Annotated in this window: 24 protein-coding genes and 1 pseudogene; 11 read left to right on the forward strand and 14 right to left on the reverse strand. The window is 68.5% G+C overall.

Translation table 11 applies throughout. The features are described 5' to 3' along the window. The first annotated feature begins 147 nt into the window (after positions 1-147). A complete protein-coding gene (locus tag QMK34_RS00190) occupies positions 148-669 on the forward strand; it encodes a general stress protein (RefSeq protein WP_326409905.1) in 522 nt (173 codons plus the stop codon). A gap of 118 nt (positions 670-787) precedes the next feature. Here QMK34_RS00190 and QMK34_RS00195 read toward each other — a convergent pair whose 3' ends face one another. The 14 genes and pseudogenes from QMK34_RS00195 to rsmD all read right to left on the reverse strand — a co-directional run bounded on the left by QMK34_RS00195 (position 788) and on the right by rsmD (position 11,703). Next, positions 788-2,041 (reverse strand): HAAS signaling domain-containing protein, encoded by a 1,254-nt coding sequence (locus QMK34_RS00195; RefSeq protein ID WP_326409907.1) that lies wholly within the window; start codon positions 2,039-2,041, stop codon positions 788-790. Further along, entirely contained in the window at positions 2,038-2,361 is a 324-nt protein-coding gene (locus QMK34_RS00200; protein ID WP_326409909.1) for a PadR family transcriptional regulator, read from the reverse strand. The genes QMK34_RS00195 and QMK34_RS00200 overlap by 4 nt, the downstream gene beginning before the upstream one ends. Positions 2,362-2,516: 155 nt before the next feature. After that, the gene (locus QMK34_RS00205) at positions 2,517-3,716 is read right to left on the reverse strand and encodes an MAB_1171c family putative transporter (RefSeq protein ID WP_326409911.1); all 1,200 of its coding nucleotides are present in this window, start codon (positions 3,714-3,716) and stop codon (positions 2,517-2,519) included. Further along, entirely contained in the window at positions 3,713-4,282 is a 570-nt protein-coding gene (locus QMK34_RS00210; RefSeq protein WP_326410224.1) for a hypothetical protein, read from the reverse strand. Before QMK34_RS00210 ends, QMK34_RS00205 begins: the two co-directional genes overlap by 4 nt. Positions 4,283-4,288: 6 nt before the next feature. Further along, positions 4,289-4,729: an XRE family transcriptional regulator gene (locus QMK34_RS00215; protein WP_326409913.1), complete on the reverse strand. Its 441-nt coding sequence runs from the start codon at positions 4,727-4,729 to the stop codon at positions 4,289-4,291. A gap of 64 nt (positions 4,730-4,793) precedes the next feature. Beyond that, positions 4,794-5,654 carry a bifunctional DNA-formamidopyrimidine glycosylase/DNA-(apurinic or apyrimidinic site) lyase gene (gene mutM / locus QMK34_RS00220; RefSeq protein ID WP_326409915.1) on the reverse strand — a complete coding sequence of 287 codons (861 nt, stop codon included), beginning with the start codon at positions 5,652-5,654 and terminating at the stop codon, positions 4,794-4,796. Positions 5,655-5,668: 14 nt separating this feature from the next. After that, positions 5,669-7,054 (reverse strand): polysaccharide lyase 6 family protein, encoded by a 1,386-nt coding sequence (locus QMK34_RS00225; RefSeq protein ID WP_326409918.1) that lies wholly within the window; start codon positions 7,052-7,054, stop codon positions 5,669-5,671. Between the two features lie 101 nt (positions 7,055-7,155). Continuing rightward, complete coding sequence (gene rnc / locus QMK34_RS00230; RefSeq protein ID WP_326409920.1) at positions 7,156-7,917, reverse strand: ribonuclease III; 762 nt, start codon at positions 7,915-7,917, stop codon at positions 7,156-7,158. Positions 7,918-7,934: 17 nt separating this feature from the next. Next, positions 7,935-8,117: a 50S ribosomal protein L32 gene (rpmF, locus tag QMK34_RS00235; protein ID WP_297548837.1), complete on the reverse strand. Its 183-nt coding sequence runs from the start codon at positions 8,115-8,117 to the stop codon at positions 7,935-7,937. 74 nt (positions 8,118-8,191) lie between these two features. Then, positions 8,192-8,809 (reverse strand): YceD family protein, encoded by a 618-nt coding sequence (locus QMK34_RS00240; protein WP_326409926.1) that lies wholly within the window; start codon positions 8,807-8,809, stop codon positions 8,192-8,194. A gap of 399 nt (positions 8,810-9,208) precedes the next feature. Next, complete coding sequence (locus QMK34_RS00245; protein ID WP_326409928.1) at positions 9,209-9,937, reverse strand: DivIVA domain-containing protein; 729 nt, start codon at positions 9,935-9,937, stop codon at positions 9,209-9,211. A 142-nt stretch (positions 9,938-10,079) separates the two neighbouring features. Then, positions 10,080-10,493: pseudogene (locus QMK34_RS00250) on the reverse strand (ribonuclease domain-containing protein); the annotation flags it as partial. Positions 10,494-10,600: 107 nt separating this feature from the next. Then, positions 10,601-11,083 (reverse strand): pantetheine-phosphate adenylyltransferase, encoded by a 483-nt coding sequence (gene coaD / locus QMK34_RS00255; protein ID WP_326409930.1) that lies wholly within the window; start codon positions 11,081-11,083, stop codon positions 10,601-10,603. 59 nt (positions 11,084-11,142) lie between these two features. After that, positions 11,143-11,703 carry a 16S rRNA (guanine(966)-N(2))-methyltransferase RsmD gene (rsmD, locus tag QMK34_RS00260; protein WP_326409932.1) on the reverse strand — a complete coding sequence of 187 codons (561 nt, stop codon included), beginning with the start codon at positions 11,701-11,703 and terminating at the stop codon, positions 11,143-11,145. Positions 11,704-11,826: 123 nt separating this feature from the next. Between rsmD and QMK34_RS00265 the strand changes: the two genes are divergently transcribed. The 10 genes from QMK34_RS00265 (at position 11,827) to QMK34_RS00310 (ending at position 23,616) form a co-directional block, all read left to right on the forward strand. After that, the gene (locus QMK34_RS00265; RefSeq protein ID WP_326409935.1) at positions 11,827-13,938 is read left to right on the forward strand and encodes a HelD family protein; all 2,112 of its coding nucleotides are present in this window, start codon (positions 11,827-11,829) and stop codon (positions 13,936-13,938) included. Between the two features lie 150 nt (positions 13,939-14,088). Next, positions 14,089-15,084: an LLM class flavin-dependent oxidoreductase gene (locus QMK34_RS00270; protein WP_326409937.1), complete on the forward strand. Its 996-nt coding sequence runs from the start codon at positions 14,089-14,091 to the stop codon at positions 15,082-15,084. A gap of 278 nt (positions 15,085-15,362) precedes the next feature. Then, positions 15,363-16,151 (forward strand): MlaE family ABC transporter permease, encoded by a 789-nt coding sequence (locus QMK34_RS00275; RefSeq protein WP_326409940.1) that lies wholly within the window; start codon positions 15,363-15,365, stop codon positions 16,149-16,151. A 4-nt stretch (positions 16,152-16,155) separates the two neighbouring features. Further along, complete coding sequence (locus QMK34_RS00280) at positions 16,156-17,010, forward strand: MlaE family ABC transporter permease (protein WP_326409942.1); 855 nt, start codon at positions 16,156-16,158, stop codon at positions 17,008-17,010. Continuing rightward, the gene (locus QMK34_RS00285) at positions 17,007-18,284 is read left to right on the forward strand and encodes an MCE family protein (RefSeq protein ID WP_326409944.1); all 1,278 of its coding nucleotides are present in this window, start codon (positions 17,007-17,009) and stop codon (positions 18,282-18,284) included. Before QMK34_RS00280 ends, QMK34_RS00285 begins: the two co-directional genes overlap by 4 nt. Then, positions 18,281-19,285, forward strand: coding sequence for an MCE family protein (locus QMK34_RS00290; protein WP_326409946.1), 1,005 nt, complete (start codon positions 18,281-18,283; stop codon positions 19,283-19,285). Before QMK34_RS00285 ends, QMK34_RS00290 begins: the two co-directional genes overlap by 4 nt. After that, complete coding sequence (locus tag QMK34_RS00295) at positions 19,282-20,274, forward strand: MCE family protein (RefSeq protein ID WP_326409948.1); 993 nt, start codon at positions 19,282-19,284, stop codon at positions 20,272-20,274. Before QMK34_RS00290 ends, QMK34_RS00295 begins: the two co-directional genes overlap by 4 nt. Then, the gene (locus tag QMK34_RS00300) at positions 20,271-21,296 is read left to right on the forward strand and encodes an MCE family protein (RefSeq protein ID WP_326409950.1); all 1,026 of its coding nucleotides are present in this window, start codon (positions 20,271-20,273) and stop codon (positions 21,294-21,296) included. Before QMK34_RS00295 ends, QMK34_RS00300 begins: the two co-directional genes overlap by 4 nt. After that, positions 21,293-22,393 (forward strand): MCE family protein, encoded by a 1,101-nt coding sequence (locus QMK34_RS00305; protein ID WP_326409954.1) that lies wholly within the window; start codon positions 21,293-21,295, stop codon positions 22,391-22,393. Before QMK34_RS00300 ends, QMK34_RS00305 begins: the two co-directional genes overlap by 4 nt. Next, positions 22,393-23,616 (forward strand): MlaD family protein, encoded by a 1,224-nt coding sequence (locus QMK34_RS00310; protein ID WP_326409956.1) that lies wholly within the window; start codon positions 22,393-22,395, stop codon positions 23,614-23,616. The genes QMK34_RS00305 and QMK34_RS00310 overlap by 1 nt, the downstream gene beginning before the upstream one ends. Positions 23,617-23,628: the final 12 nt, after the last annotated feature.

Genomic DNA, 23,628 nt, shown 5'->3' on the forward strand with positions numbered 1-23,628 from the left:
ACTTTTCCAATGGAATAGTCCGTTACCCATTGAGGTCTGCGGCCGGTTTGTCCGGGATGCCCAGCTGAGAGCAGTCTGTGAATCCGGCCGCGCCGGGACCGTTTCGCCCCCCGCGTGCGTTGAAGAGGGCAAGAGAGGTGAGAACGCATGACCCAAGCATTCACACAGACCACGTTCACCGAGCCGCGGGCACGGGCCGGCGTGCCGACACTGCCCAGCGGGTGGCCGATCGGCTCGTACGAGTCCTACACCGACGCCCAGCACGCCGTCGACCACCTCGCGGGGGCCGACTTCCCGGTCACCGACGTCACGATCGTCGGCGTCGAGCCGATCCTCGTCGAGCGCATCGCCGGGAAACTGGGCTGGAACAAGGTGCTGAGCAGCGCGGCCATGTCCGGCGCGATGTTCGGTGTGTTCCTCGGCCTGATCCTGAGCCTGATGAACCCCGGCGCCGGCCTCGTCCCGATCCTCATCGGCTTGGTCGCCGGTATCGGCTTCAACCTGCTGTTCGGCGCGCTCGGTTACGCGGCGAACAAGAACAAGCGCGGGTTCATCTCACAGAGCCAGCTGGTGGCGCGCCGCTATGACGTCCTGTCGCAGCCGCGCAACGCCGAAAAGGGTCGTGAACTGCTCGCCGATCTCGCCGCCCGCAAGGCCTTCGGGCACTAACCGGTTCAGCGACAAACCGGTTCAGCGACAAAGAAGCGCCCCCTGGTCAACGCGACCTGGGGGCGCTTCGTGCTACGGGAGCGAGCCCCGACCTCTCGCTCCAGCAGCGTCGCAACCGCTAGCGGGTGGGCTGAGCGGCAGTGGTGGACGGCGACGGCGACGGCAACGGCGTCGCGCTCGGGCTCGCACTGGGCGAAGACGGCGACACCTTGGCGCCCTTGGGGATCGCCGCGCTGAACGGCACGTTGGCGTTTTCGCGGCAGGAGCCGCGATAACCGTTGTAGCCGTTGAAGTTGCCCTGGTCGTCGGTGACGCCTTCCTCGATGTTGGGCCGCGGATAGCGGTTGTCCTCACCGACCTTCTGGCGTCCGCCCGAAGACTTCTCGCACACGTAGCGCGTCGTGCTCAGTGGGCGGCCACGTTCGTCGTAGAGGTAGACCTCGGGAATCGGCTTGCCCTCGGCGTCGAACGCGTAGACGTTGTCGATCGACGAGCTGCCGTACGTCAGCTGCGAGTTGCCGTAAGAGTCCTGGTAACCGGCCGGGTAGGACGACCCCGGGTAGTACGAGGGCCCGCTCCTCGCCATCACCTCGGTGGCCTTGCCGAGCCCGCCGAACACGATGCCGACGACGAACGCCGAGATCGGGACGGCCAGCCACAGCAGCCGCCGCTCGGTGGCGATCCGCGTGCCGACCCAGACGATGAGCACCGCGGCCGCCAGCATGACCGGCAGCAGCACCGCGGCGTAGGAATGCCCCAGCAGCATGAAGAGCCCGAACCCGACCAGCGCGAACGCGCACAGGATCCACCAGGCCGGTTTGAGCGACCGCAGGTAGGTGATCACCTTGCCGTTGTGGTTGTCGTTGGCCTGGTCGAGGAACCCCTTGAGCTTGACGACCTCGGGCAGCTCCGCGACCGGCCGGACGCCGCGGGTCATGACGTACCAGATGGTGCCCGCGAGCACGGGCAGGAAGAGCACCACGCCCATCAGCACGCCCGGCTGCATACTCGACGCCGAGGCGAACGCGAACATAGCGATCCCGAGACAGCAGAACGCCAGCCCCCAGAACGCGAACCGCGGCCCTTTGCGGCCAGGCGAACCGGCCTTCGCGGCCACCACCACGGCCGGATCGTCGGCACGCGGCGGATAGCCGCCCGACGACCGCAATTCGGCCGCGTAGCTCTCCGGGGTGCCCAGCTTGTCGATCAGCCCCTCGACCTTGGCGCCTTCCCCCAGCTCGGACTCCATCTCGGCCAGGTGCGGCCGGACGTCCTCCAGGATTTCCTCGACCTCGCTGTCAGGCAGGTCGGCGAGCGCGGTCCTGACCCTCGCCAGATACACCCGCACGGCGGTCGGATTCTGCGTGCTCATGCTGCCTCTCCCAACAGTCCGTTCATCGTCGACGCGAAGCTCTGCCAGGTCTTCCCCGACTCCGCGAGACGTTCACGCCCCGGCTCGTTCAAGCTGTAGTACTTCCTGTGCGGCCCTGCCTCGCTGGGCACGACATACGACGTGAGCAGGCCGGCCTTGTACAGCCGTCGCAGCGTCCCGTACACCGACGCATCCCCCACCTCCTCCAGCCCGGCGAGTCTCAACCGCCGGAGCACGTCGTAGCCGTAGCCATCGTCCCCGCGGAGCACCGCGAGGACCGCGAGATCGAGCACACCCTTGAGCAGCTGACTGATCTCCACTGATCCCTCCAGTCTTACGTTAAGGAAGGTACCACGCAATGCACAGTAGTGCGCACCGCGTCAGCCCGTGTGTCGTAACGGCCGCTGCCCGGGATTGATCGACAAGCCGTCGAAGAGCTGTCCCAGCTCGCCTCAGCGAAGCGCGCGTAGAGGCTTCACACCGTGGAGGCGACGTCCTCGCGGGCCTGCGAGCGGATGACCTCGACCACGGGCGACGTGCGCCAAGCTCGGGTCACCTCGACGAGCCAAGTGGCTTCGGCCTCGACGTCACCGTCGCGGAAATACGCCGCGGGCGGCGAAGTGCCCTCCGCGCGGTAGCAGCGGCCTGCCTTTGAGGCGACCAGTGCGGCCGCGATGGACGCCGCCTCGACCGTCGCCGGGATCTGCGGCTCGGGGACGCCGGAGCGGCGGGCTTCGGCCTCCGCGCGCTCCGGGAGCTGAGGGTCGAAGTACGGCCGCAGTGCCAGCTGGCCGTCACGGATCTCGATGACCCTGCGGTACAACACGAACTCGGCTCCGCCGGGGAGGTGGCGGCCGGGGTAGAGGGCGATGCCGGGAACAGCCGAACACAGCGCCGTCCACAATGGCTCGATCCGGCGGTAACGCCGGTACGCGCGCCACGAGCGGGCCGGGGCCGCCAGGCGGGGACCCCACAGGCTCAGCGTCGCACCCGCGACCACCTGCCCGACGCACAAGGCGGCGAGCACCGCGGAGACGTTGTCCTCACCGGCCTCCACCTTGCCCTGGTGGAGCAGCCGGTAGATGTCGTCGATGTTCCAGAACGCCCACACCAGGCCGACACTCACCCCGGACACGATCATCCACAGCCCGGTGCGCAGCAGGCCCGCCTCGGCGAACCGGGCGAAGCGGGCGAAGACGCGGATGAACAGCGTCAGCATGACCATGTCATAGAGCCAGAAGACCGCGCAGTAGGCGATGTACAGCGGCACACCGCCTGGACCGGGGACGACGTGGTCGCCCTCGCGATAGGGCCGCGCCGCGAAGAACAGCACGGACTCGAGCACCATGACCACGGCCATCACGGCGAAGGGCAGCCAGCCGCGGCGCACGTTTTCGCCCTGTTGCATGGAACGCGCGAACGCGACCGCGAACGTGATGGCACCGACCTTGAGCATGTCGCCCGCGAGGTTGACCAGGTTCACCCACGGCTCGACGCCGCCTACGAGCGACTCGACCGCCGGGGTGAGCACCACGATGCCGCTGGCGATGCAGATCCCGAAACCGCTGAGATACCAGAGCCCGCGGAGTGGCTGGGTGCGCCGGGATTCGACCAGTTTGTAGCTGTACGCGACAAAACACAGCACGCAGCAGAGGTACGCCAGCGTCTCGATCACGGCGTGCGTTTTCGGGGATTCTTGCCGAGGAAGGTGTCGATCCGCGCCATCCCGCCGGCGATCTCACCGTCGCGTTCGTCGGACGCCGGGGTGTCGCGGAACCCTTCCGTGCGGGCGACCCGTTGCGCCAGCAGCGTCGCGAGCAGCTCGGCCTCGCGTTCCTGGACCTCGGTGTACGTCGTCCGGCCGAGGACCCGGCGGACGAGCTCGGGCGAGAGGTTCGGCATCAGCGTCCCGGTGACCGCGGCGTCGAGGGCCGCGCCGTCCGCACCCGCGCCGGATCCCGTGTGCCCGCAGAGCAGGTGACCGACCTCGTGCAGCAGGATGTGCCGCTGGTGCAGGGCTGTCGTGTCGGTCGGGCAGAGGATGTAGTCGGCCCGCTCGGTGCTCATCAGCAGCCCGCACGGGCCACCGGAGGGCACGCTGACCGGCATCAGCTCGATCGGGCGGCCGCGTTGTCGGGCTAGCAGGGCGACGAAGGCCTCCGCGTCGAAGGGCTCTGGCAGGGTGACCGTGTCGGCGAGCCGGCGACATCGCCGCCACAACTGCTTGCGCTGCCGGTCCATCACCACCTAGTCCCCCTTCCGCGCGCCGCCGCGACCTGCCTCCCTGCGGGCTATCGCGTCGATCATGTCACTGATCGTGTCCAGTCCATCAGCCGAAAGGGTCACGGCTCGCAATGCGACGTCACGGACGCCCGCGTCGCGCAGCGCACCCAGCAGGGCGAGCTCTTCGGCGATCTTCAGGCTCTGCGCGTCGTCGAAGAAGTATGCCGGTGGCACCTGGAAAAACTGGGCCAGCGCCTCCAGATGCCGCTTGGTGGGATTATCCCGCCGCCCGGTGCGCAACTGCCAGAGGTAGGTCGTGGAAAAACTCTCGCCGGTCGCCTCACGGCAGGCCGTGGCGACCTCTTCGTGGCTGTAGGGCTCACGATCCGGTCTTCGCACGACCTGGAACAGCTTGTCGATCTTCTCGGCGAGGGTCGTCTTACCCGGCTCCGCGGCGGCCACCATCCCACTCCCTTACCTTGCCCATATTCATTCTAGTTGATGCTGCTACGGTTGGCATCAACGCGAGCTACTTCGACCGGGGCCTCGGCTGGCAGCGCGGGCAGGAGAACGAGGACCGGTTCATGAACGGGTCGCGCCGGATCGGCGTGCCACAGCGGCCGCACGGCAGGCCCTCCTGGCCGTAGGCGTCGAGCGAGCGGTCGAAGTAGCCGGACTGGCCGTTGACGTTGACGTACAGCGCGTCGAACGAGGTCCCGCCCGCTTGCAGCGCCTCGTTCATCACGTCGGTCGCCGCGGCGATCAGCGTCCGGCCCTGTGCCGTGGTGAGCTTCTCGGTCGAGCGTGCCCAGTGCAGCTTCGAGCGCCACAACGACTCGTCGGCATAGATGTTGCCCACGCCGGACACCAGCGTCTGGTCCAGCAGGGCCCGTTTGACCTCGGTCCGCCGCGAGCGCAGCGCGCGCACGGCGGCGTCGGGATCGAACACCGGGTCCATCGGGTCACGGGCGATGTGCGCGATGGTGCTCGGCAGCGTGGCACCGTCGACCTCGACGAGGTCCGCGAGCGCCAGGCCGCCGAAAGTGCGCTGGTCGACGAAGCGGAGCTCCGGCCCGTCGTCGGCGAAGCGGACTCGCACGCGAAGGTGCTTCTCGTCCGGAGCACCTTCGGGCTGGACGAGCATCTGCCCGCTCATCCCAAGGTGCGCCAGCACGGCCTGCTCGTCCGACAACTCCAGCCACAGGTACTTGCCGCGCCGCCGCGCGGCTTCGATACGGACACCGGCGAGCCTGCCGGTGAAGTCGTCGGCGCCGAGCACGTGACGGCGGATGGCGCGCGCGTGCAGCACCTCGACCTTGGCGATGGTCCGGCCGGCCACATGGGCCTGCAGGCCGGCGCGGACCACCTCGACCTCGGGGAGTTCGGGCATACCCCGATTATCGATCAGGCGGCGAGCGGCCCGACATCGGCGGTCGTCAACGGTACCCGGGTGGCGCCGGTGGCGAAGTACTCGTCGGCCCCGGTGTCGTACCTGCCGGACCGGGCCTGGCCGTCGAAGTCCATGCCCGCGGACGGGTACGAACCCACCCCGGCGTTGATGGCGGGGCTGGCCGCGGACAACCGGAACAGGCCGTGGGCGTCCTTGACCAGCTTCGGATCCGCGGTCTTCGAGCCACCGGACGGGATTCCCGGGGTCGCGCCGAACACGAGGTTGCCCTCGTACTTCACCGTCGAACCACTCGGCATGGTGACGAGCGTGCCCTTGGTGCCTACCAGGATGTTGTTCGCCAGCACGCAGTCCTTCGGCTTGAAGGCTCCGCCGTCACCGTGGATGACGTCGCTCGAACCCACCACGGTGTTGTACGCGACGACGTCGCGATCGGGCCGGTCGTGCAGCTTGCTGGTGGAGCCGCTGTCGGCTTCGTCACCGGAGCCGAAGATGATCCCGCGGCCCCCGGTGGTGGCCACGTAGTTGTTGACGATCTTGTGGTCGTTGCCGTGGAACCGGATGCCGGAGTCGCCGAACAGCAGATTGCCCTCGACGACACTGCGATCGCCGTGCCGCAGGACGATGAAGCCGCGGCTGTCGCGGATCGTGTTGTCGCGGATCACGTTGTCGGACGACTTGACCGAGATCGCCTCGGAGTCGCCGTCGGCCTTCTCGAACAGGTTGTCCTCGATCAGCGCGTGGGCGCTGTACTTCTGGTGGCTGCTCAGGCCGAGCCGGATCGACTCGCCGCCGTTCGAGCCCGCGAACCGGTGGTTGTAGAAGTAGTTGTGGTGCACGTGGACCCGCTGGGCCATCGCGTTGCCCGGCCCGAGGATCTGCAGGAACACCCCGGCGCTGGTCCGGTTCTGGAAGACGTTGTGGTCGATCTCGGTGTCGTCGCCGTTGGCGGTGACCCAGTTGCCGTCGCCGCTGAGCTGGATGTCGTTGCGGGTCAACCGGTTGTGCTTGCTGCCAGCGGGCAAGCTCATCGAGCCGCCGTGGCGGAGCTTGAAGCCTTCGAGGACGACATAGGAGGCACCCGAAGCGAACGCGAAGCCTGTCGAGCCCTTGATCTCGGCCTTGCCGACGTGTTCCGCGGAGACCGTCACGGGAGCGGCCGCGGTGCCGGAACGCTTGATGGTCAAGGCTTTGCTCGCGGTGTAGCTGCCGTCGGCCAGCTGGATCCGGTCACCGGGATTCGCCTTGTCGACCGCTGTCTGCAGTGCGCCGAGCGAAGTGACCCGGACGACCTGCGCGGCCGACGCGGGCGGGCTCGGGGTGAAGGCCGACACCAGAACCGTGACGATCGCCACGGTGATGAAGGAACCTGGGGATTTCATCCGCCCGCCTCTCGAAGACGACCGCGAGGGCGGTCGTTGATGGCGGCGGATCGTAAAGAAGGTTACCGATTAGCTGTTGACCACGTCAACGCTTCATCGGTTCAGGAGTCGGCCGGAGGGTTGTCCGACTCGGGCTGCGCGATGCCACGCTCGGAGGACAGCGAGCGCCAAGCCGTCTCGGCGGCCTTCTGCTCGGCTTCCTTCTTGGTGGAACCGGTGCCGTGTCCCAGCGAACGACCTCCGACGAGAACCGTGGCGCTGAACTCCTTGCGGTGGTCGGGACCGGTGTCCTCGACCTTGTACTCGGGCACGCCGAGACCCGCTGAGGCGGTGAGCTCCTGCAGGCTGGTCTTCCAGTCGAGGCCGGCCCCGCGCAGGGGCGCCTCGGCCAGCAGGCCGTCGAACAGGTGGTGCACCAGCTTGCGGGCGATCTCGATGCCGTGCTCCAGGAAGGCGGCTCCTATAACGGCTTCGAGGCCGTCCGCGAGGATGCTCGCCTTGTCCCGGCCGCCGGTGAGCACTTCGCCCTTGCCGAGCAGGAGGTGCGCACCCAGCCCGCCTTCGCCGAGGCCTCGCGCGACCCTGGCCAGCGCGTGCATGTTGACCACGCTGGCCCGCAGTTTCGCGAGCTGACCCTCGGGAAGGTCGGGATGGGTGTTGTACAGGTGGTCGGTGACGACCAGGCTGAGCACGGCGTCCCCGAGGAACTCGAGACGCTCGTTGGGCGGTAGCCCACCGTTCTCATACGCATAAGAACGGTGGGTCAGCGACAGCGTCAGCAGCTCGGGCTCAAAAGTGAGCGCGAGCGCCTCCAGCAGCGGAGCGGGATCGGCTGCTGGTCCCACGGTCGTTTTTCCCCCCATGTCGGTCTTTACCTCGATCAGGCGGGCTCGACTACCTGGCGCCCGTTGTGCTGGCCGCACGTCGGGCACGCGATGTGCTGCAGTTTCGGCTGCTTGCAGGCGCGGTTGGAGCAGGGCACCAGCTGAACCGGAGCAGCCTTCCACTGGCTACGACGCGCCCGCGTGTTGGACCGCGACATCTTCCGCTTCGGGACGGCCACGAGTAGATCTCCTTAAGACGGTCTGCCCGCAGTCGCGAGCGAACTTTCCTTCATCCGGATCGAGCTGGTGCTCGTCAGGCTTGCTTACCGGGGCCTTTCGCCTGGTCTTCGCCCGACTCATCGTCGAAACGCTCGACCAGGGCGGCCCACCGGGGATCTATCTTCTCATGCCCGTGTCCCGGCTCGAGATCGGCCCACTTGACGCCGCATTCGACGCACAGACCCAGGCAGTCGTCCTCGCACAACGGCGCGAGGGGAAAGGCCAGGACCACGGCGTCGCGGACGATGGGCTCAAGGTCGATCCGGTCGTCCACCAGGCGCGGGATCTCTTCCTCGCTGGTGGTCTCCTCGGTGGTCGACCCCGGGTACGCGAAGAGCTCGGTGAGGTCCACCTCGACGTCCTCGGTGATCGGGTCGAGGCAGCGGGCGCAGTGCCCGGTGGCGATGGCGGTGGCGGTGCCGCTGACGAGCACGCCTTCGACCACGGACTCGAGCATCAGGTCAAGCACGAGCTCGGACCCGACGTCGATGGTGATGACGTCGGGCACACCGAGCGCAGTCTCCACGGAAACGGAGCGCTGCACGGAACGACTCAGTCCGGCATGACGACCCAGCTCGCGGGTATCGACGACCCACGGACTGCGACTATCAAGCGGAGCAGGCTTGGCCTGCGAAGATTTCTGCTCAGACATATCGCCTACCAGGGTACGCAGGCCCTGCAACCCACTAACCCACGACCCCGGGCAGCCCCGAAGAGTCTGGTTGCGTCCAGAGGTACGGCTGGAAGCCTGTGTTTTTTGGCCAGCGCGCTCACGAACTCGCGCCGCCAGGTCGCCCCTGACACCCAGTGTAAGCGCGTGTTTTGCTTTAACGGGGGCGACCTACCGTCGCGAGTTGGGAGGGCCTGGCGGCCCTGAAAGAGGGCGCGCGGCGTGAAGTCTCCACCTCGCAAAGCTCGGCGGAGACCCTGTGGTCACGGCAAAACTGTGGTGGGTGGGTTTGGGCGGTTTCGCCGACCGGCGACTCTTGGGAAGTCTCTGAAGGCCACCATGACGGCGTTAGACGCCGTCATGGTGGCCTTCAGAGACCGCTCAGCCCTGGTAGTCGTAGAGGGCGGTGCGGCGGTCTCCGCCGCCGAGGTTCGCGGGCGATCGCAGGTGGTTGCGGCCCGAGTCGACGGTGCGCAGCGTCGTGGCCAGCAGTTCCGAGAACTCCGCCAGCTTCCCGTCGACGTACGCGTCGCACTCGACGCGCTGCCGGTCGGCCTCGGCGTGAGCCTCGTCGACGATCCGGGCCGACTCGGCGTGCGCGGCCTGGACGACCTCGGTCTGCGACACGAGCCGCCCCTGCTCGTTGCGGCCCTCGTCGATGGCCCGGTCGTAGGCGTCACGACCGGCCTGGACCATCCGCTCGGACTCGGCCCGCGAGCGGTCGGTCAGGTTCTGGTACTCGGCCTGCCCGGCGGCGACCATCCGCTCGGCCTCGGCGTGGGCGTCGGCGAGCATCCGCTCAGCGCGGTCACGCGCGTCGGCGAGCACGCGTTCGGCCTCGCCGGAGGCCTCCGAAACCGAACGCTCGGCCTCGGCGTTGGCCCCGGCGACGGTCTCCCCCGCCTCGGTCCTGGCCGCGTGGATGAGCGCGTCGCGTTTGTCGAGCACGTCCTGCGCGTCGTCGACCTCGGCGGGCAGCGCGTCGCGGACGTCGTCCAGCAGCTCCAGCATGTCACCGCGGGGGACGACGCAACTGGACGTCATCGGCACCCCGCGTGCCTCTTCCACGATCGTGACGAGCTCGTCGAGAGCCTCGAAAACCCGGTACACGGCCACTCCCTCTTACCAGCAATCCCCGTTTCGCTGAGGACCAGTCTGCCCGGAAGCTCGCCTGAACCGGTGAACGCGGCCGGTGCCGGGCGTGTCCCCCGACGGAACACACCCGGCCGCAAGTCCCTGAAGGAGCCGCTCAGACGTCGATCACGGAGAAGGTGGCGTAGTGATCACCGGTGTAGAAGTACTCGCCGCCGGTGCCGGTGACGATCCGCCGGGTGCCGCGGTTGCTCGCGCCGGGCGTCGGCACCGTGTACTCGTGGTAGTAGCTCGAGGCGCACTTCGGGAGGACGTTCTCCCGGTTGGTGAACACGACGCCGTCGTTCTTCGGGTAGGGGAACGGCCCACCCTTCCGGATGAGGTTGTACGTGGTGGTCGCCTCCTTCGGGAGGCTGCCGAGCGCGACGTGCTGATAGCCCGTCAGCACGCCACAGCTGTTCTGCTGGACGGTGACTGGGGCGGCCGGGGCGGCTTCCGCGACAGCGGCTCCGCCGAGGAATATGACGACAAGGGCGAGCAGCGCGGCGACGGCTCGTGATCGATGGTTGGTCATTTTCGGACCGTAACTCGATCGGGTGTTCGCCAGAAGACGCGAAAGTGAACTCTGACCAGCCGTTCGGCGCAGCCCTACGAAAGTCTGCGAACGATCGGGTGAACCGGTCAGCCCCGTTCGGCGAGCCTGGCCTTGAGCCGGGTGAAAACCACCGGCGGCACGAGGTGCTCGATGTCACCGCCGAAGGCCGCGACCTCCTTGACCAGCGAACTGGACACGAACCCGTAGGCCGGGTTGTTCGCCATCAGCAGCGTCTCGACCCCGGACAGCTCACGGTTCATCTGTGCCATCTGCAGCTCGTAGTCGAAGTCGCTGACCGAGCGCAGGCCCTTGGTGACAGCGGCGATGTCGTTCTCGCGGCAGTAGTCCACGAGCAGCCCGTGCCACGAGTCCACCCGCACGTTCGGAAGGTCGGCCGTGGTCTCCCGGAGCATGTCCAGGCGTTCCTCGACGGTGAACAGGCCTTTTTTGCTCTTGTTGATCCCGACCGCCACGACGACTTCGTCGAAGAGCTTGGAGGCCCGGTGGATGATGTCGAGGTGCCCGTTGGTGGCTGGGTCGTAGGACCCGGGGCAGACCGCACGCCGCATGTGCGGACGCTACCAAGCCCGTCCAGCTCGCGCGCGCTCGTGACTGGTGCGTCACACCGTCACGAGGAGAAGGTGGCCCAGTACAAAGCCGTGTCCCCGTAGCGCTTGGTCCGCGTCGGCGCGAAGCCGTCCGGCCAGTCCGGGTCGCCGTCGCGAGCGGCCCGCTCGACGATCACCAGGCCACCCTCGGTGATCCACTCCCCCGTGGCCAGCGAGGCGAGCACCTTGCCCAGTTCGGCGCCGGTCACGGAGTACGGCGGGTCGGCGAGCACGAGGTCGAAGCGGACGGACGGGGACACGGTCGCGGCGGCCACAGTCTCGACCTGGCCGATCCGGACGCTCCCGCCCAGGCCCACAGTGGCGACGTTGCCGCGCAGGACGTCGGCCGCCCGCTTGTCGGCCTCGACGAAGAGTGCGTCGGAAGCGCCGCGAGAGAGCGCCTCGAGTCCTAGTGCGCCGGAGCCCGCGTAGAGGTCCAGCACGCGGGAGCCGTCGAGCTCGCCAGCGACTTCGAGTGCGTTGAAAAGCGCCTCCCGCACCCGCTCCGACGTGGGCCGGGTGCCTTTCGGGGGCACCTTCAACCGCCTGCCGCCGGCCTTCCCCGCCACGATCCTGGTCACGCCGCCATCTTCGCGCATCCTTACCGCTCTGTGGCGTTGGCCGGGACTTGGTGAACCCGGACGCGGCACCGCGTAGAGTCGTTCTTCGCCCTCGGAGGCGATACACCTGTTTAGGAGCGTTGCGTGTCCGAACCTCGGGTCAGACGGGCCGAGATCGCCATCGAACAAGCCCACGTCGATCGGGTGTACACCCGGCTCGGTGAGTTGCGCGTCCAGGCCGAGGCCATGCGCGCCAAGGGGTACGAGATCGGCCACGGCGCCGGTCGCGAAGCCATCTTCGAGCAGGCCTCGATGCTGTTCGAGCGCGACATGATGGTCTTCCACGCCAACCAGACCCTGCAAACACTCGACGCCGAGTACGAGGGCCTGGTCTTCGGCAGGCTCGACCACACCAGCGACGAACCCCTTTACGTCGGCAGGCTCGGCATCCGCGACGTGGAGTTCGACAACCTCGTCACCGACTGGCGCGCCCCCGCGGCCGCGGCCTTCTACCAGGCCACCGCCGAGGAGCCGATGGACGTCATCCGGCGCCGGGTGATCCGCTGCTCCGGGCAGAACGTGCTCGACGTCGACGACGACGTGCTGATCGCCGACGCGGTCCCCGACGACATGCAGATCGTCGGCGAGGGCGCGCTGATGGCCGCGCTGGGGCGCTCGCGCGGCGAGCGGATGCGCGACATCGTCGCCACGATCCAGAAGGAACAGGACGACATCATCCGCGCGCCGTGGCGCGGGGTCACCGAGATCACCGGCGGTCCCGGCACCGGCAAGACGGCCGTCGCGCTGCACCGCGCGGCATACCTCCTCTACCGCTACCGCCGTCAGCTCGGCGGTGCGGGAGTGCTGGTGATCGGCCCGTCCGGGGTGTTCACCAGCTACATCTCCCGGGTGCTGCCGTCGATGGGCGAGACGAACGTCGAACTGCGCGCGCTCGGCGAGGTCCTCGACGGGCTGGAGGCGACCAGGCAGGACGCCGCGCCGCTGGCCGCGATCAAGGGCTCGCTGCGGATCCGCCGCGTACTGCTGCGCGCGCTGCGGGAGAACCCGCCGGACGCGCCCGGCGACATGCGGATCGTCTACCGCGGCGAGGTGCTGCGGCTCAACCCGAAGGACCTCGAGAAGGTGCGCCGGAAGGCGCACTCGGCGGGCGGGCCGCCGAACCGTTCGCGCATCCGCGCGGCCGAACTGCTGCTGGAGGCGCTCGCGTCGAAGGCCGACCAGCACGCGAAGGACGACGGCAAGTCGCCGGTCGACAAGCCGGAGCTCATCAGCGAACTCGGCGAGCGGATCGAGTTCCACCGCTTCCTGGTCGAGTGGTGGCCGATCCTGTACCCAGCACAGATCCTGCGCTGGCTCGGCGATGAGAAGCGGCTCGCGGCGGCGGCCAAGGGCGTCCTCAACCGCGGCGAGATCAGCCTGCTCGCGGCCGACCTGGCGGACCGCTCGCGCGGCTGGACGGTGGCCGACATCGCGCTGCTCGACGAGTTGCGGGTGCTGATCGGCCCGCCGCCGAAGAAGCGTCGCGGGTCGACCGTCGAGGTCAACCCCGACCGCAACGGCGCCCCGCACCGGCCCGAGCACTACGACGAGTACTCGCACGTGGTCGTCGACGAGTCGCAGGACCTTTCGCCGATGCAGTGGCGGATGGTCGGGCGGCGCGGGAAGTACGCGAGCTGGACGGTCGTGGGCGACCCGGTGCAGAGCTCGTGGCCGGACCCGGCGGAGGCCGCGCAGGCGCGGGACCAGGCGTTCGGGCTCAAGACCGCGCGTCGCCGGTTCACCCTGCGCACCAACTACCGGAACTCGGCGGAGATCTTCGACCTGGCCGCGAAGGTGGTCGTCGGGCATGCGGAAGCCGACGAGCTGCCGCGCGCGGTCCGCAACACCGGTGTCGTGCCCGAGGTGCGGCCGGTGGAGGCGTCCGGGATGGAGGTCGCCACGCAGGCTGCGGCCAAGGAGCTGCTCGGTTCGGTCGAGGGCACGGTCGGCGTGATCACCGCGATGGACAGGGTGCCCGAGGTCAAGGCGTGGCTCGCCGGGCAGGCCGACGAGCGGCTCAAGGTCGTCGGCAGCCTGGACTCGAAGGGCCTGGAGTACGACGCGGTGGTGCTCGTCGAGCCGAACGACCTGATCACCGAGTCCACCACCGGCCGCCGCGTCCTCTACGTCGCGCTCACCCGGGCCACCCAGGCGCTCACCGTCCTGGCCTCCAACCCCGACTGGCTGCCCGGCTGAAGGTCGCCCTTGCTGCGCTCACCGCACCAAGGGCGACCTTCAGCAGGTCTAACGCACCAAGGGCGACCTTCAGCGGGTCCCCGGGTATCCGTGAGATGACGCGGGGCGGATGGTGGAAGAAACCCGTTCGGCGGTTTGTTGTCACCAGACGTGAGTTCTCTGTCTGAGGTGCCGCTGTCCGTACTCGACCTTTCGCCCATCGTGAGCGGGGGTGATGTCGGGCTGGCGCTGCGCAACACCGTCGACCTCGCGAGGGAGACCGAGCGGCTGGGCTACCACCGCTACTGGCTCGCCGAGCACCACAACATGCCGGGTATCGCGAGCTCGGCCACCGCGGTGCTGATCGGGCATGTCGCGCAGGCGACCGAGCGCATCCGGGTCGGCTCCGGCGGGGTCATGCTGCCCAACCACGCGCCGCTGGTGATCGCCGAGCAGTTCGGCACTCTGGAGGCCTTCCACCCCGGCCGGATCGACCTCGGCATCGGCCGCGCGCCCGGCACGGACCAGCGCACCGCGCTGGCGCTGCGGGGTCCCGGTGGGCTGTCGGCGGAGAACTTCCCGCAGCAGCTCGCCGAGCTTGTCGACTACTTCGAGCACTCTGAGGCGCGCGCGGTCAACGCCGTCACGGCCGAAGGCAACAAGCCGCCCCTCTGGCTGCTCGGTTCGAGCGGCTTCAGCGCGCAGCTGGCCGGGCAGCTCGGGCTGCCGTTCTCCTTCGCGCACCACTTCAGCGCGGAGAACACCATCCCGGCCGTCCAGATCTACCGCGACGCCTTCCGCCCGTCGGAGGTGCTGGCCGAGCCGTACGTCATGCTCGGCACTTCCGTGGTCGCCGCCGAGACCGACGAGCGCGCCCGGTACCTCGCCGCGCCGAGCGGACTGACGTTCCTCAGCCTGCGCCGCGGCCGCCCCATCCCGCTGCCGACGCCCGAGGACGCCGCGGCGTACCAGTACAGCGAGATGGACCGCGCGTTCCTGGCGGAGCGCTTCGGGAGCAGCTACGTCGGCTCGCCCGAAACTGTCCGAAAGGGACTCGATGGGCTACTGGCGGACACCGGCGCCGACGAGATCATGATCACCACGATGGTCCACGACCAGGCCGATCGCGTCCGTTCCTACGAGCTCGTCAAGGAACTCACCCGCTAGCAATCGGAAATACGAAAGAACCGACAAGGTGGCCGCGGCCGTTTATCAGAAACGCACAAGATTTCCACGGTTACCAGGCCGTGACACCTTGATCTTGCCCAAGTTCTTGTCCTTACCTCCGGCCGAAGTTAGCGTACCGACCAGTAACGCAGTGGTCTGATACAAAAACCGCACGGTAACACCAGGTTCAGGATTAGTCTCGATTCATTCCACCATTTGGTCTATCGAGAATAACTCACCTGAGGTGTATTTACCGTGCCCGGAAACTGGGGGCAGGTATGGCGACCAAGTCGGCGTCCTTCCCAGGCGCGGCCGCACTGCGGCAGACGGGACGGCTCTACGCGCTGGCGCTGGACGTCGTCCGGCTGACCTTCCGGCGCCCGTTCCAGGCCCGCGAGCTGATCCAGCAGTTCTGGTTCATCGCGAGCGTTTCGATCCTGCCGACGGCGCTGGTCGCGATCCCCTTCGGCGCGGTCATCGCGCTGCACATCGGCTCGCTGACCACGCAGATCGGCGCGCAGTCGTTCACCGGCGCGGCCAGCGTGCTCGCCATCATCCAGCAGGCCAGCCCGATCGTCACCGCACTGCTCATCGCGGGGGCGGGGGGAAGCGCTATCTGCGCCGACCTCGGCTCGCGCACCATCCGCGAGGAAATCGACGCGATGGAGGTGCTCGGGGTCTCGCCGGTGCAGCGCCTCATCGTGCCGCGGGTGCTCGCCGCGATGGGGGTTTCCGCGTTCCTCAACGGCATGGTCAGCGTCGTCGGCGTGCTGGGCGGCTATTTCTTCAACGTCATCATGCAGAACGGCACGCCCGGCGCCTATCTGGCGAGTTTCTCCGCACTGGCGCAGCTGCCCGACCTGTGGATCAGCGAGATCAAGGCGGTCATCTTCGGTTTCGTGGCGGCGATCGTCGCCTCCTACCGCGGGCTCAACCCCAAGGGCGGCCCGAAGGGCGTCGGCGACGCGGTGAACCAGTCCGTGGTCATCACCTTCCTGCTGCTGTTCCTGCTGAACTTCGTGCTCACCACGATCTACCTGCAACTCGTCCCGGCGAAGGGGAGCTGACCCCGTGGTGACCACCGCACCAGGGACACGCACGACGCGGGTCCGCGAGGCGATCGACCGTCGCTTCGGCTTCCTCGACACCCTCGGCGACCAGATCCTGTTCTACCTGCGGGTGCTGGGCTGGGTGCCGCGGGCGCTACGGCGCTATCTGCGGGAGATCGTCCGCCTGCTCGCCGAAGTCAGTTTCGGCAGCGGCGCACTCGCGGTCATCGGCGGCACCATCGGCGTGATGATCGGGATGACCATGGCCACCGGCCTGGTCGTCGGCCTCCAGGGTTACTCCGCGCTCAACCAGGTCGGCACCTCGGCGTTCGCCGGGTTCGTCTCCGCCTACTTCAACACCCGCGAGATCGCGCCGCTGGTCGCGGGGCTCGCGTTGTCCGCGACCGTCGGCTGCGGGTTCACCGCGCAGCTGGGCGCGATGCGCATCTCCGAGGAGATCGACGCGCTCGAGGTGATGGGCATCCCCAGCGTGCCGTACCTGGTGACGACGCGGGTGATCGCCGGGTTCCTCGCGGTCATCCCGCTCTACGCGATCGGCCTGCTGACGTCGTACCTCGCGTCGCGCCAGATCACCGTGTGGGTCTTCGGCCAGTCCGCGGGCACCTACGACCACTACTTCCTGCTGTTCCTGCCACCCGGCGACGTGTTGTGGTCCTTCCTGAAAGTGCTGGTGTTCAGCGTCGTGGTGGTTCTCGCGCACTGTTACTACGGCTTCCGCGCCAGCGGCGGGCCCGCCGGGGTCGGCGTCGCGGTGGGCCGGGGGGTCCGGACCGCGATCGTCGCGATCAGCGTGCTCGACTTCTTCCTCAGCCTCGCGATCTGGGGCGCCACCACGACCGTGCAGGTCGCCGGATGAGGAAGGAAACCCGGAAGAAGGCGAAAGTCCGGACCGCGGGAGTGCTGTTCCTCGTCGTCATGGCGGCCTTCGTGACGCTGTCGATCAAGATCTACGACAAGGACTTCGTCACCTCGATCCCGGTGACGCTGCGCGCGGACCGGGTCGGCAACCAGCTCATCCCCGGCGGCGAGGTCAAGGCCCGCGGGGTGAAGGTCGGCGAGATCACCGCCGTCCGCGCGACCCCGGCCGGCGCGGAGCTCGACCTGGCGATGGAGCCGGACAAGGTCGGCAAGCTCCCCACCACCGTCTCGGCGCTGCTGGTGCCCAAGACGCTGTTCGGCGAACGGTACGTCCAACTGTCCATTCCGGACAATGCGGCGTACGCGCCGAAACTCACCTCCGGCTCCGTCATCGACCAGGACCACTCGGCCAACGCCATCGAGCTGGAGCGCGTGTTCGACAACCTGTTGCCGCTGCTCAAAGCCGTGCAGCCGCAGAAGCTCGCCACCACGCTCACCGCGGTCTCGACGGCGTTGCAGGACCGGGGCGCGCAGCTCGGGCAGACGCTGTCAACGGCGTCGGACTACCTCAAGGAGCTCAACCCGAGCCTGCCGAAGCTCAACGACAACCTCCGTGACCTCGCGACCGTCAGCAGGCTCTACGGCGACATCGCGCCCGACCTGCTCGACGCGCTCACCTCGTCGGCGGTCACCCTGAACACCGTCCACGACAAGAGCGCGGACCTGGCGAACGTATACCAGCAGGTGTCCGCGTCGGCACAGGACGTAAAGACATTCCTGGTCAACAACCACGACAACCTGATCTCGCTGGCCGCGGACAGCCGCGCGCCGCTGGAGGTCGCGGCGAAGTACTCACCCAGCTTCCCCTGCACGCTCCAGGCGCTGGCCGCCTTGAAGGGCCCGATGGACACCGTGCTCGGCAAGGGCACGAACCAGCCGGGCATGCACGCCGACATCACCGTCACCCAGTCACGCGGCAAATACGTGCCGGGCAAGGACGATCCCGTGTACAACGCCGGCGGCGGCCCGCGCTGCTACCCGAGCGGGGTCTGGCCCTCACCCGGCACGGCCGCGGCGGCACCCGGTGCCACCGCCCACCCGCTGCTGCCCGGCGGCCAGGGCGACCTTGGCGTCGCGAACTCCCCGCAGGAACGTGAGCTCATCGCCACGCTGGTGGCGCCCGAACTCGGCGTGCCGACCGGCAGCGTGGCCGGCTGGAGCAGCGTGCTCGTCGGCCCGCTCTACCGCGGGACGGAGGTGACGCTCAAATGAGGAACTTCGTCCGCCCGCTGATCAAGAGCCTGATCTTCATCCTCGTCACGACCGTCGCCACCGTCCTGCTGGCACTGTCCATCACGAACACCGGGCTCGGCGATTCCGAGCTCTACGGAGCCAAGTTCCTGGACGCGACCGCGCTCAACGTCGGCGACGACGTGCGCATCTCCGGCGTCCGGGTCGGCCAGATCGAGGAGCTCGACGTCGCCGACCACAACGTGGCGCACGTGCGGTTCTCGCTGGACAAGGACCGCCGCCTGCCCGCCGACGTCGGCGCGGTCATCAAGTACCGCAACATGGTCGGGCAGCGCTACATCGCGCTGGAGCGCGGCACGAACAAGACGGACTACCTGCCGGTCGGCGGCGAGATCCCGCTGGAGCGCACCACCCCGGCGCTGGACCTCACGGATCTGTTCAACGGCTTCAAACCGCTGTTCCAGGCGCTTTCCCCGAACGACGTCAACCAGCTCTCCGGCGAGATCGTCCAGGTGTTGCAGGGCGAAGGCGGCACCGTGGACAGCCTGCTCTCGCACACCGGATCGCTGACCTCCACCCTCGCCGGGCGCGACAAGGTGATCGGCGAGGTCATCACCAACCTCAACTCGGTGCTCAAGACCGTGAACGGCAAGGGGGACTCACTGTCCACTTTGGTCTCGACGTTGCGGCAGCTGGTGAGCGGACTGGCCGGTGACCGCGCCGCGATCGGCGACGCCATCTCCGGCATCGGGGACCTCAGCACCGCGACCTCCGGGCTGCTGGGCGACGTGCGCGACCCGCTGAAGCAGAGCATCGCCGGACTGGGCGCGGTGTCGGGCCACCTGGCGAAGGACTCCGGCGCCGATCTGGACAGGTTCCTCACCAACCTGCCGCCGAAGCTCGAAGGCATCGGGCGGATCGGCTCCTACGGCTCGTGGATGAACTTCTACCTGTGCTCCGCGGTGCTGCAGTCCACTCCCCCGCGCGTCGTGCGGCAGACCGCGGCGAGGTGCGGCTCGTGAAATCCTTCAAGGAACGCAATCCGCTGGTGCTCGGCGTGGTCGGCAGCGTGGTCGTCGCGGCGGTGCTCACCGCCACGCTCAACTACGACAGCCTGCCGATCGTCGGCTCCGGCACCACCTACGAAGCGGAGTTCTCCGAGGCCGCCGGGCTGCAGACCGACGACGAGGTTCGGGTCGCCGGGATCAAGGTCGGCGAGGTGCGCGACGTCTCGCTGGCCGACGACCACGTACTGGTCCGCTTCCGCGTCAAGGACGCCTGGGTCGGCGACCGGACCTCGGTGGAGATCAAGATCAAGACGTTGCTGGGCCGCAAGTTCCTCTCCCTGCACCCCACCGGTGACGGCGTCCAGGACCCGGGCAGCGCGATCCCGCGCGACCGCACGGTGACCCCCTACGACGTCACCGAGGCGTTCAACGGGCTGGCCGACACCGTCGGCGCGATCGACACGAAGCAGCTCGCGGACAGCTTCACCACGATCAGCGAGACGTTCAAGAACTCGCCCGCGCACGTCCGCAGCGCGCTGGACGGGCTCACCGCGCTGTCGAAGACAGTGTCCTCAAGGGACAGTGAGATCGCGGAACTGCTGGCGAACGCGCGGAAGATCACCACCACGCTGGCGAACTCCAACGACGACTTCGACAAGCTCATCAGCGACGGCAACCTGCTGCTCACCGAGCTGGACCACCGCAAGCAGGCGATCCACGACCTGCTCACCGGCGCGCAGAGCCTCGGCGCGCAGCTGAGCGGCCTGGTGGCCGACAACACCGACGCGCTCGGCCCGGCGCTGGCGCAGCTCAAGACCGTCACCGACATCCTCCGGCGGCAGAACGACAACCTGGCCAAGAGCCTCACGCTGGCCGGGCCGTACTTCCGGGTGGTCAACAACTCGCTGGGCGCCGGCCGCTGGATCGACTCCTACCTTTGCGGGCTGCTGCCGGAGAACCGCGACCCGTGCACCCCACCCAAGTCGACCGGGGGCGGCAAATGACCTCGACCCGTACGCAGGTCCGGCTGAGCCGGTACGTCACCGTCGCGGTGGTGCTCGCGCTGGTCGTCATGGGCGGGCTCTGGTGGATCTTCTCCGGGAGCGGCCAGGACCGCGTCACGGCGTACTTCTCCCGCGCCGTCGGCGTCTACAGTGGCTCCGACGTGCGGCTGCTCGGCGTCAAGGTCGGCCAGGTCGAGTCGGTGACCCCGCGCGGCGAGCAGGTCGAGGTCGTGATGACGCTCGACAGCTCGGTCGGGATCGCCGAGGACACGAACGTGCTGGTGGTCGCGCCGAGTGTGGTCGCGGACCGGTACGTCCAGTTCTCCAAGCTCTCCCGCGGCGGCCCCCGGCTGCCCGGGAACGCGGTGATCGGCGTCGAGCGCACCGGGACCCCGGTGGAACTCGACCAGCTCTACGCCAGCCTCAACACGCTCGCGAAGTCGCTCGGCCCCAACGGCGCCAACGCGAACGGCGCGCTGTCGGACCTGCTCAAGACCGGGGCACAGAACCTGCAGGGCAACGGCAAGCCGTTCAACGACTCGGTGCGCAACTTCGCCGAGCTGGCACGGACGCTGGCCGGGAACTCGAACGACCTGTTCGCCAGCGTCGACGAGCTGCAGAAGTTCACCACCATGCTGGCCACCAACGACAGCCAGGTCTCGCAGGTCAACCAGCAGCTGGCGTCGGTCACCGCCAACCTGTCGCAGAACCGGGAGGAGCTGGGCAAGGCGCTCACCTCGCTCGGCAGCGCGCTGGCGGACATCCAGGACTTCATCAGGAAGAACCGCGGGCTGATCAAGTCCAATGTGGACAACCTGGCGATCTCGACACAGACCTTGGTGGACAAGCGGGCCTCGCTGGCCGAGGCGCTGGACACGGCGCCGCTCGCGGTCACCAACGTGCTCGACAAGATCGACCCGGCGACCGGGACCCTGCAAGCCCGCACGGACCTGCTCGACTACGCGCCGCTGCCCCTGCCTGCCAGCGGCCCCACCTACACCGCGCAGGGAGGTGGCAAGTGAACCGGACACGCAGGGCGCTGGCCCTCGCCGCGGTCTGCTGCCTCACCCTGAGCGGCTGTGCCGGCGAGTTCAAGGGCGTCTACGACCTGCCGCTGCCCGGTGGCGCGGACATCGGCGACCACCCCCTGCACATCACGGTGCAGTTCGCCGACGTGCTGGACCTGGTGCCGCAGGCCGCGGTGAAGGTCGGGGACGTGCCGGTCGGGCGGGTCGAGAAGATCCAGCTCGGCAAGGACGGCTGGACGGCCGAGACGGTGCTGGCCGTCAACGGCGACGTCGTGCTGCCCGCGAACGCCGTCGCCAGGCTGCGGCAGTCGAGCCTGCTCGGCGAGAAGTTCATCGAGCTGGCCGCCGCCGACTCGACAGCGCCGAAACCGCGGGAACGGCTCGCCGACAAAGCGGTGATCACGCTGGACCGCACCAACCGCAACCCGGAGTTCGAGGAGATCTTCGGCGCGCTCTCCCTGCTGCTCAACGGCGGCGGCATCGGCCAGCTGCAGACGATCAACCGCGAGCTGTCCAAGGTGATGACCGGCAATGAGGACCAGATCCGGTCCTTCCTGTCCGGAGTGGACACCCTGGTGTCCGATTTGGACACCCACCGCTCGGACATCACCGCGGCGCTCGACGGGCTCAACAAGCTCTCGTCGACGCTGGCCAAGCGGGACGACCAGGTCGCCGGGGCGCTCACCGACCTCACCCCCGGCCTGAAAACCCTGTCCGACCAGCGCACCCAGCTGGTCACCATGCTGCAGTCGCTCGACCAGCTGTCCGGGGTGGCCACCGACGTGATCAGCAAGAGCCGCGCGGACCTGGTCGCCGACCTGAAGGCGCTTTCACCCATACTGAGCCAGCTCGCCGAGGCGAAGGAGTACCTGCCGAAGTCGCTGGAGCTGCTGGTCACCTTCCCGTTCACCGACGCGGTGCTGCCCGCCATCAAGGGCGACTACCTCAACGTCTACGCCTCGATGATCCCGGCGCCAGGGGTCACCCTGCCGCCGCCGGGCGAGGGCGTGCCGCCGGGACTGCCGGTGCTGCCGCTGCCGCCCAGCGGCCCTGTCACCACGACGCCCGCCACCGGCGCGGGAGGGAACTGATGCTCACCACCAGGGTCCGGATCCAGGTCATCGCGTTCGTGATCATCGCGCTGGCGACGACGGCGTTCGTCGGCGCGAACTACGCCGGTCTCGGCCGGTTGTTCGGCAACAGCGGCTACACCGTCCGGCTGGAGCTGAGCGAGGGCGGCGGGCTGTTCACCAACGGCGAGGTGACCTACCGCGGGGTCGCCGTCGGCCGGGTCGGCGAACTGCGGCTCACCGACACCGGGATGGAGGCCGATCTGCTCATCAACGGCTCGGCCCCGCCGATCCCGGTCAACTCCCAGGCCGTGGTGGCGAACCGTTCGGCCGTCGGCGAGCAGTACGTCGACCTGCAGCCGCGCACCGGGGACAAGCCTTACCTCGACGAGGGCTCCACCATCCCGCGCGAGTCGACCACGCTGCCGCTGCCGGTGCAGAACCTGCTGACCAACCTCGATTCGCTGACCGCGTCCGTGCCCACCCAGGACCTGCGCACGGTGGTCGACGAGCTGGACAACGCGCTGGCGGGCGCCGGGCCGAACCTGCAGGTGCTACTCGATTCGACGAGCTCGTTCACCCAGTCCGCGTCGCAGCACCTGCCCCAGACCGTCAAGCTGATCGACGACGGCGCGACCGTCCTGCGCACCCAGGCCGACTCGTCGAGCGCCTGGCGGTCCTTCAGCTCGAACGCGAAGCTCTTCGCCGCGCAGCTGGCCGGTTCGGACGGTGACCTGCGCAAGCTGATCGCCGCCGCGCCGCCCGCGTCGACCGAGCTCAGCGCGCTGCTGCGGGAGAACAACCCCGGCCTGCCGATCCTGCTGGCGAACCTGCTCACCACTTCGCAGGTGTTCGCCGCGCGCACCGACGGGCTGGAGCAGCTGCTGGTCAACCAGCCGAAGGCGGTCGCGGCGGTGGCCCCGGCGGTGACGAACCCCGACGGCTCGGCGCGTCCGGCCGCCAAACTGGGGCTGGCGCTGACCTTCTACGACCCGCTGCCGTGCCGCGCCGGGTACGGCAGCACGGCGTACCGCGGCAGCGCGGACGTGTCGCCGATGCCGTTCAACACGGACGCGAGGTGCACCTTGGAATCCGGTGATCCGAGCTCGGTGCGCGGGTCGCAGAACGCTCCGCACGCGGGCGTTCCGGCGGCCGCGAAGCCGGGCACCCTGACGGGCCCGCTCGGCGCGTCGGGCCAGCAGACGTCCACGAGTCTCGGGGAGATGCTGTGGCTGGGCCACTGAACCGACTGAAGA

The organism is Amycolatopsis sp. H20-H5 (assembly GCF_035828755.1).
In the GTDB taxonomy this organism is placed as follows: domain Bacteria; phylum Actinomycetota; class Actinomycetes; order Mycobacteriales; family Pseudonocardiaceae; genus Amycolatopsis.

Coding starts and splice junctions, on each gene's coding strand:
- QMK34_RS00240 (WP_326409926.1), bottom strand. CDS start 8,809: ATGTCTGAGCAGAAATCTTCGCAGGCCAAGCCTGCTCCGCTTGATAGT.
- QMK34_RS00215 (WP_326409913.1), bottom strand. CDS start 4,729: ATGGTGGCCGCCGCGGAGCCGGGTAAGACGACCCTCGCCGAGAAGATC.
- QMK34_RS00275 (WP_326409940.1), top strand. CDS start 15,363: ATGGCGACCAAGTCGGCGTCCTTCCCAGGCGCGGCCGCACTGCGGCAG.
- QMK34_RS00300 (WP_326409950.1), top strand. CDS start 20,271: ATGACCTCGACCCGTACGCAGGTCCGGCTGAGCCGGTACGTCACCGTC.
- QMK34_RS00190 (WP_326409905.1), top strand. CDS start 148: ATGACCCAAGCATTCACACAGACCACGTTCACCGAGCCGCGGGCACGG.
- QMK34_RS00210 (WP_326410224.1), bottom strand. CDS start 4,282: ATGGACCGGCAGCGCAAGCAGTTGTGGCGGCGATGTCGCCGGCTCGCC.
- QMK34_RS00310 (WP_326409956.1), top strand. CDS start 22,393: ATGCTCACCACCAGGGTCCGGATCCAGGTCATCGCGTTCGTGATCATC.
- QMK34_RS00290 (WP_326409946.1), top strand. CDS start 18,281: ATGAGGAACTTCGTCCGCCCGCTGATCAAGAGCCTGATCTTCATCCTC.
- rnc (WP_326409920.1), bottom strand. CDS start 7,917: ATGGGGGGAAAAACGACCGTGGGACCAGCAGCCGATCCCGCTCCGCTG.
- QMK34_RS00225 (WP_326409918.1), bottom strand. CDS start 7,054: ATGAAATCCCCAGGTTCCTTCATCACCGTGGCGATCGTCACGGTTCTG.
- mutM (WP_326409915.1), bottom strand. CDS start 5,654: ATGCCCGAACTCCCCGAGGTCGAGGTGGTCCGCGCCGGCCTGCAGGCC.
- QMK34_RS00195 (WP_326409907.1), bottom strand. CDS start 2,041: ATGAGCACGCAGAATCCGACCGCCGTGCGGGTGTATCTGGCGAGGGTC.
- QMK34_RS00285 (WP_326409944.1), top strand. CDS start 17,007: ATGAGGAAGGAAACCCGGAAGAAGGCGAAAGTCCGGACCGCGGGAGTG.
- coaD (WP_326409930.1), bottom strand. CDS start 11,083: ATGCGGCGTGCGGTCTGCCCCGGGTCCTACGACCCAGCCACCAACGGG.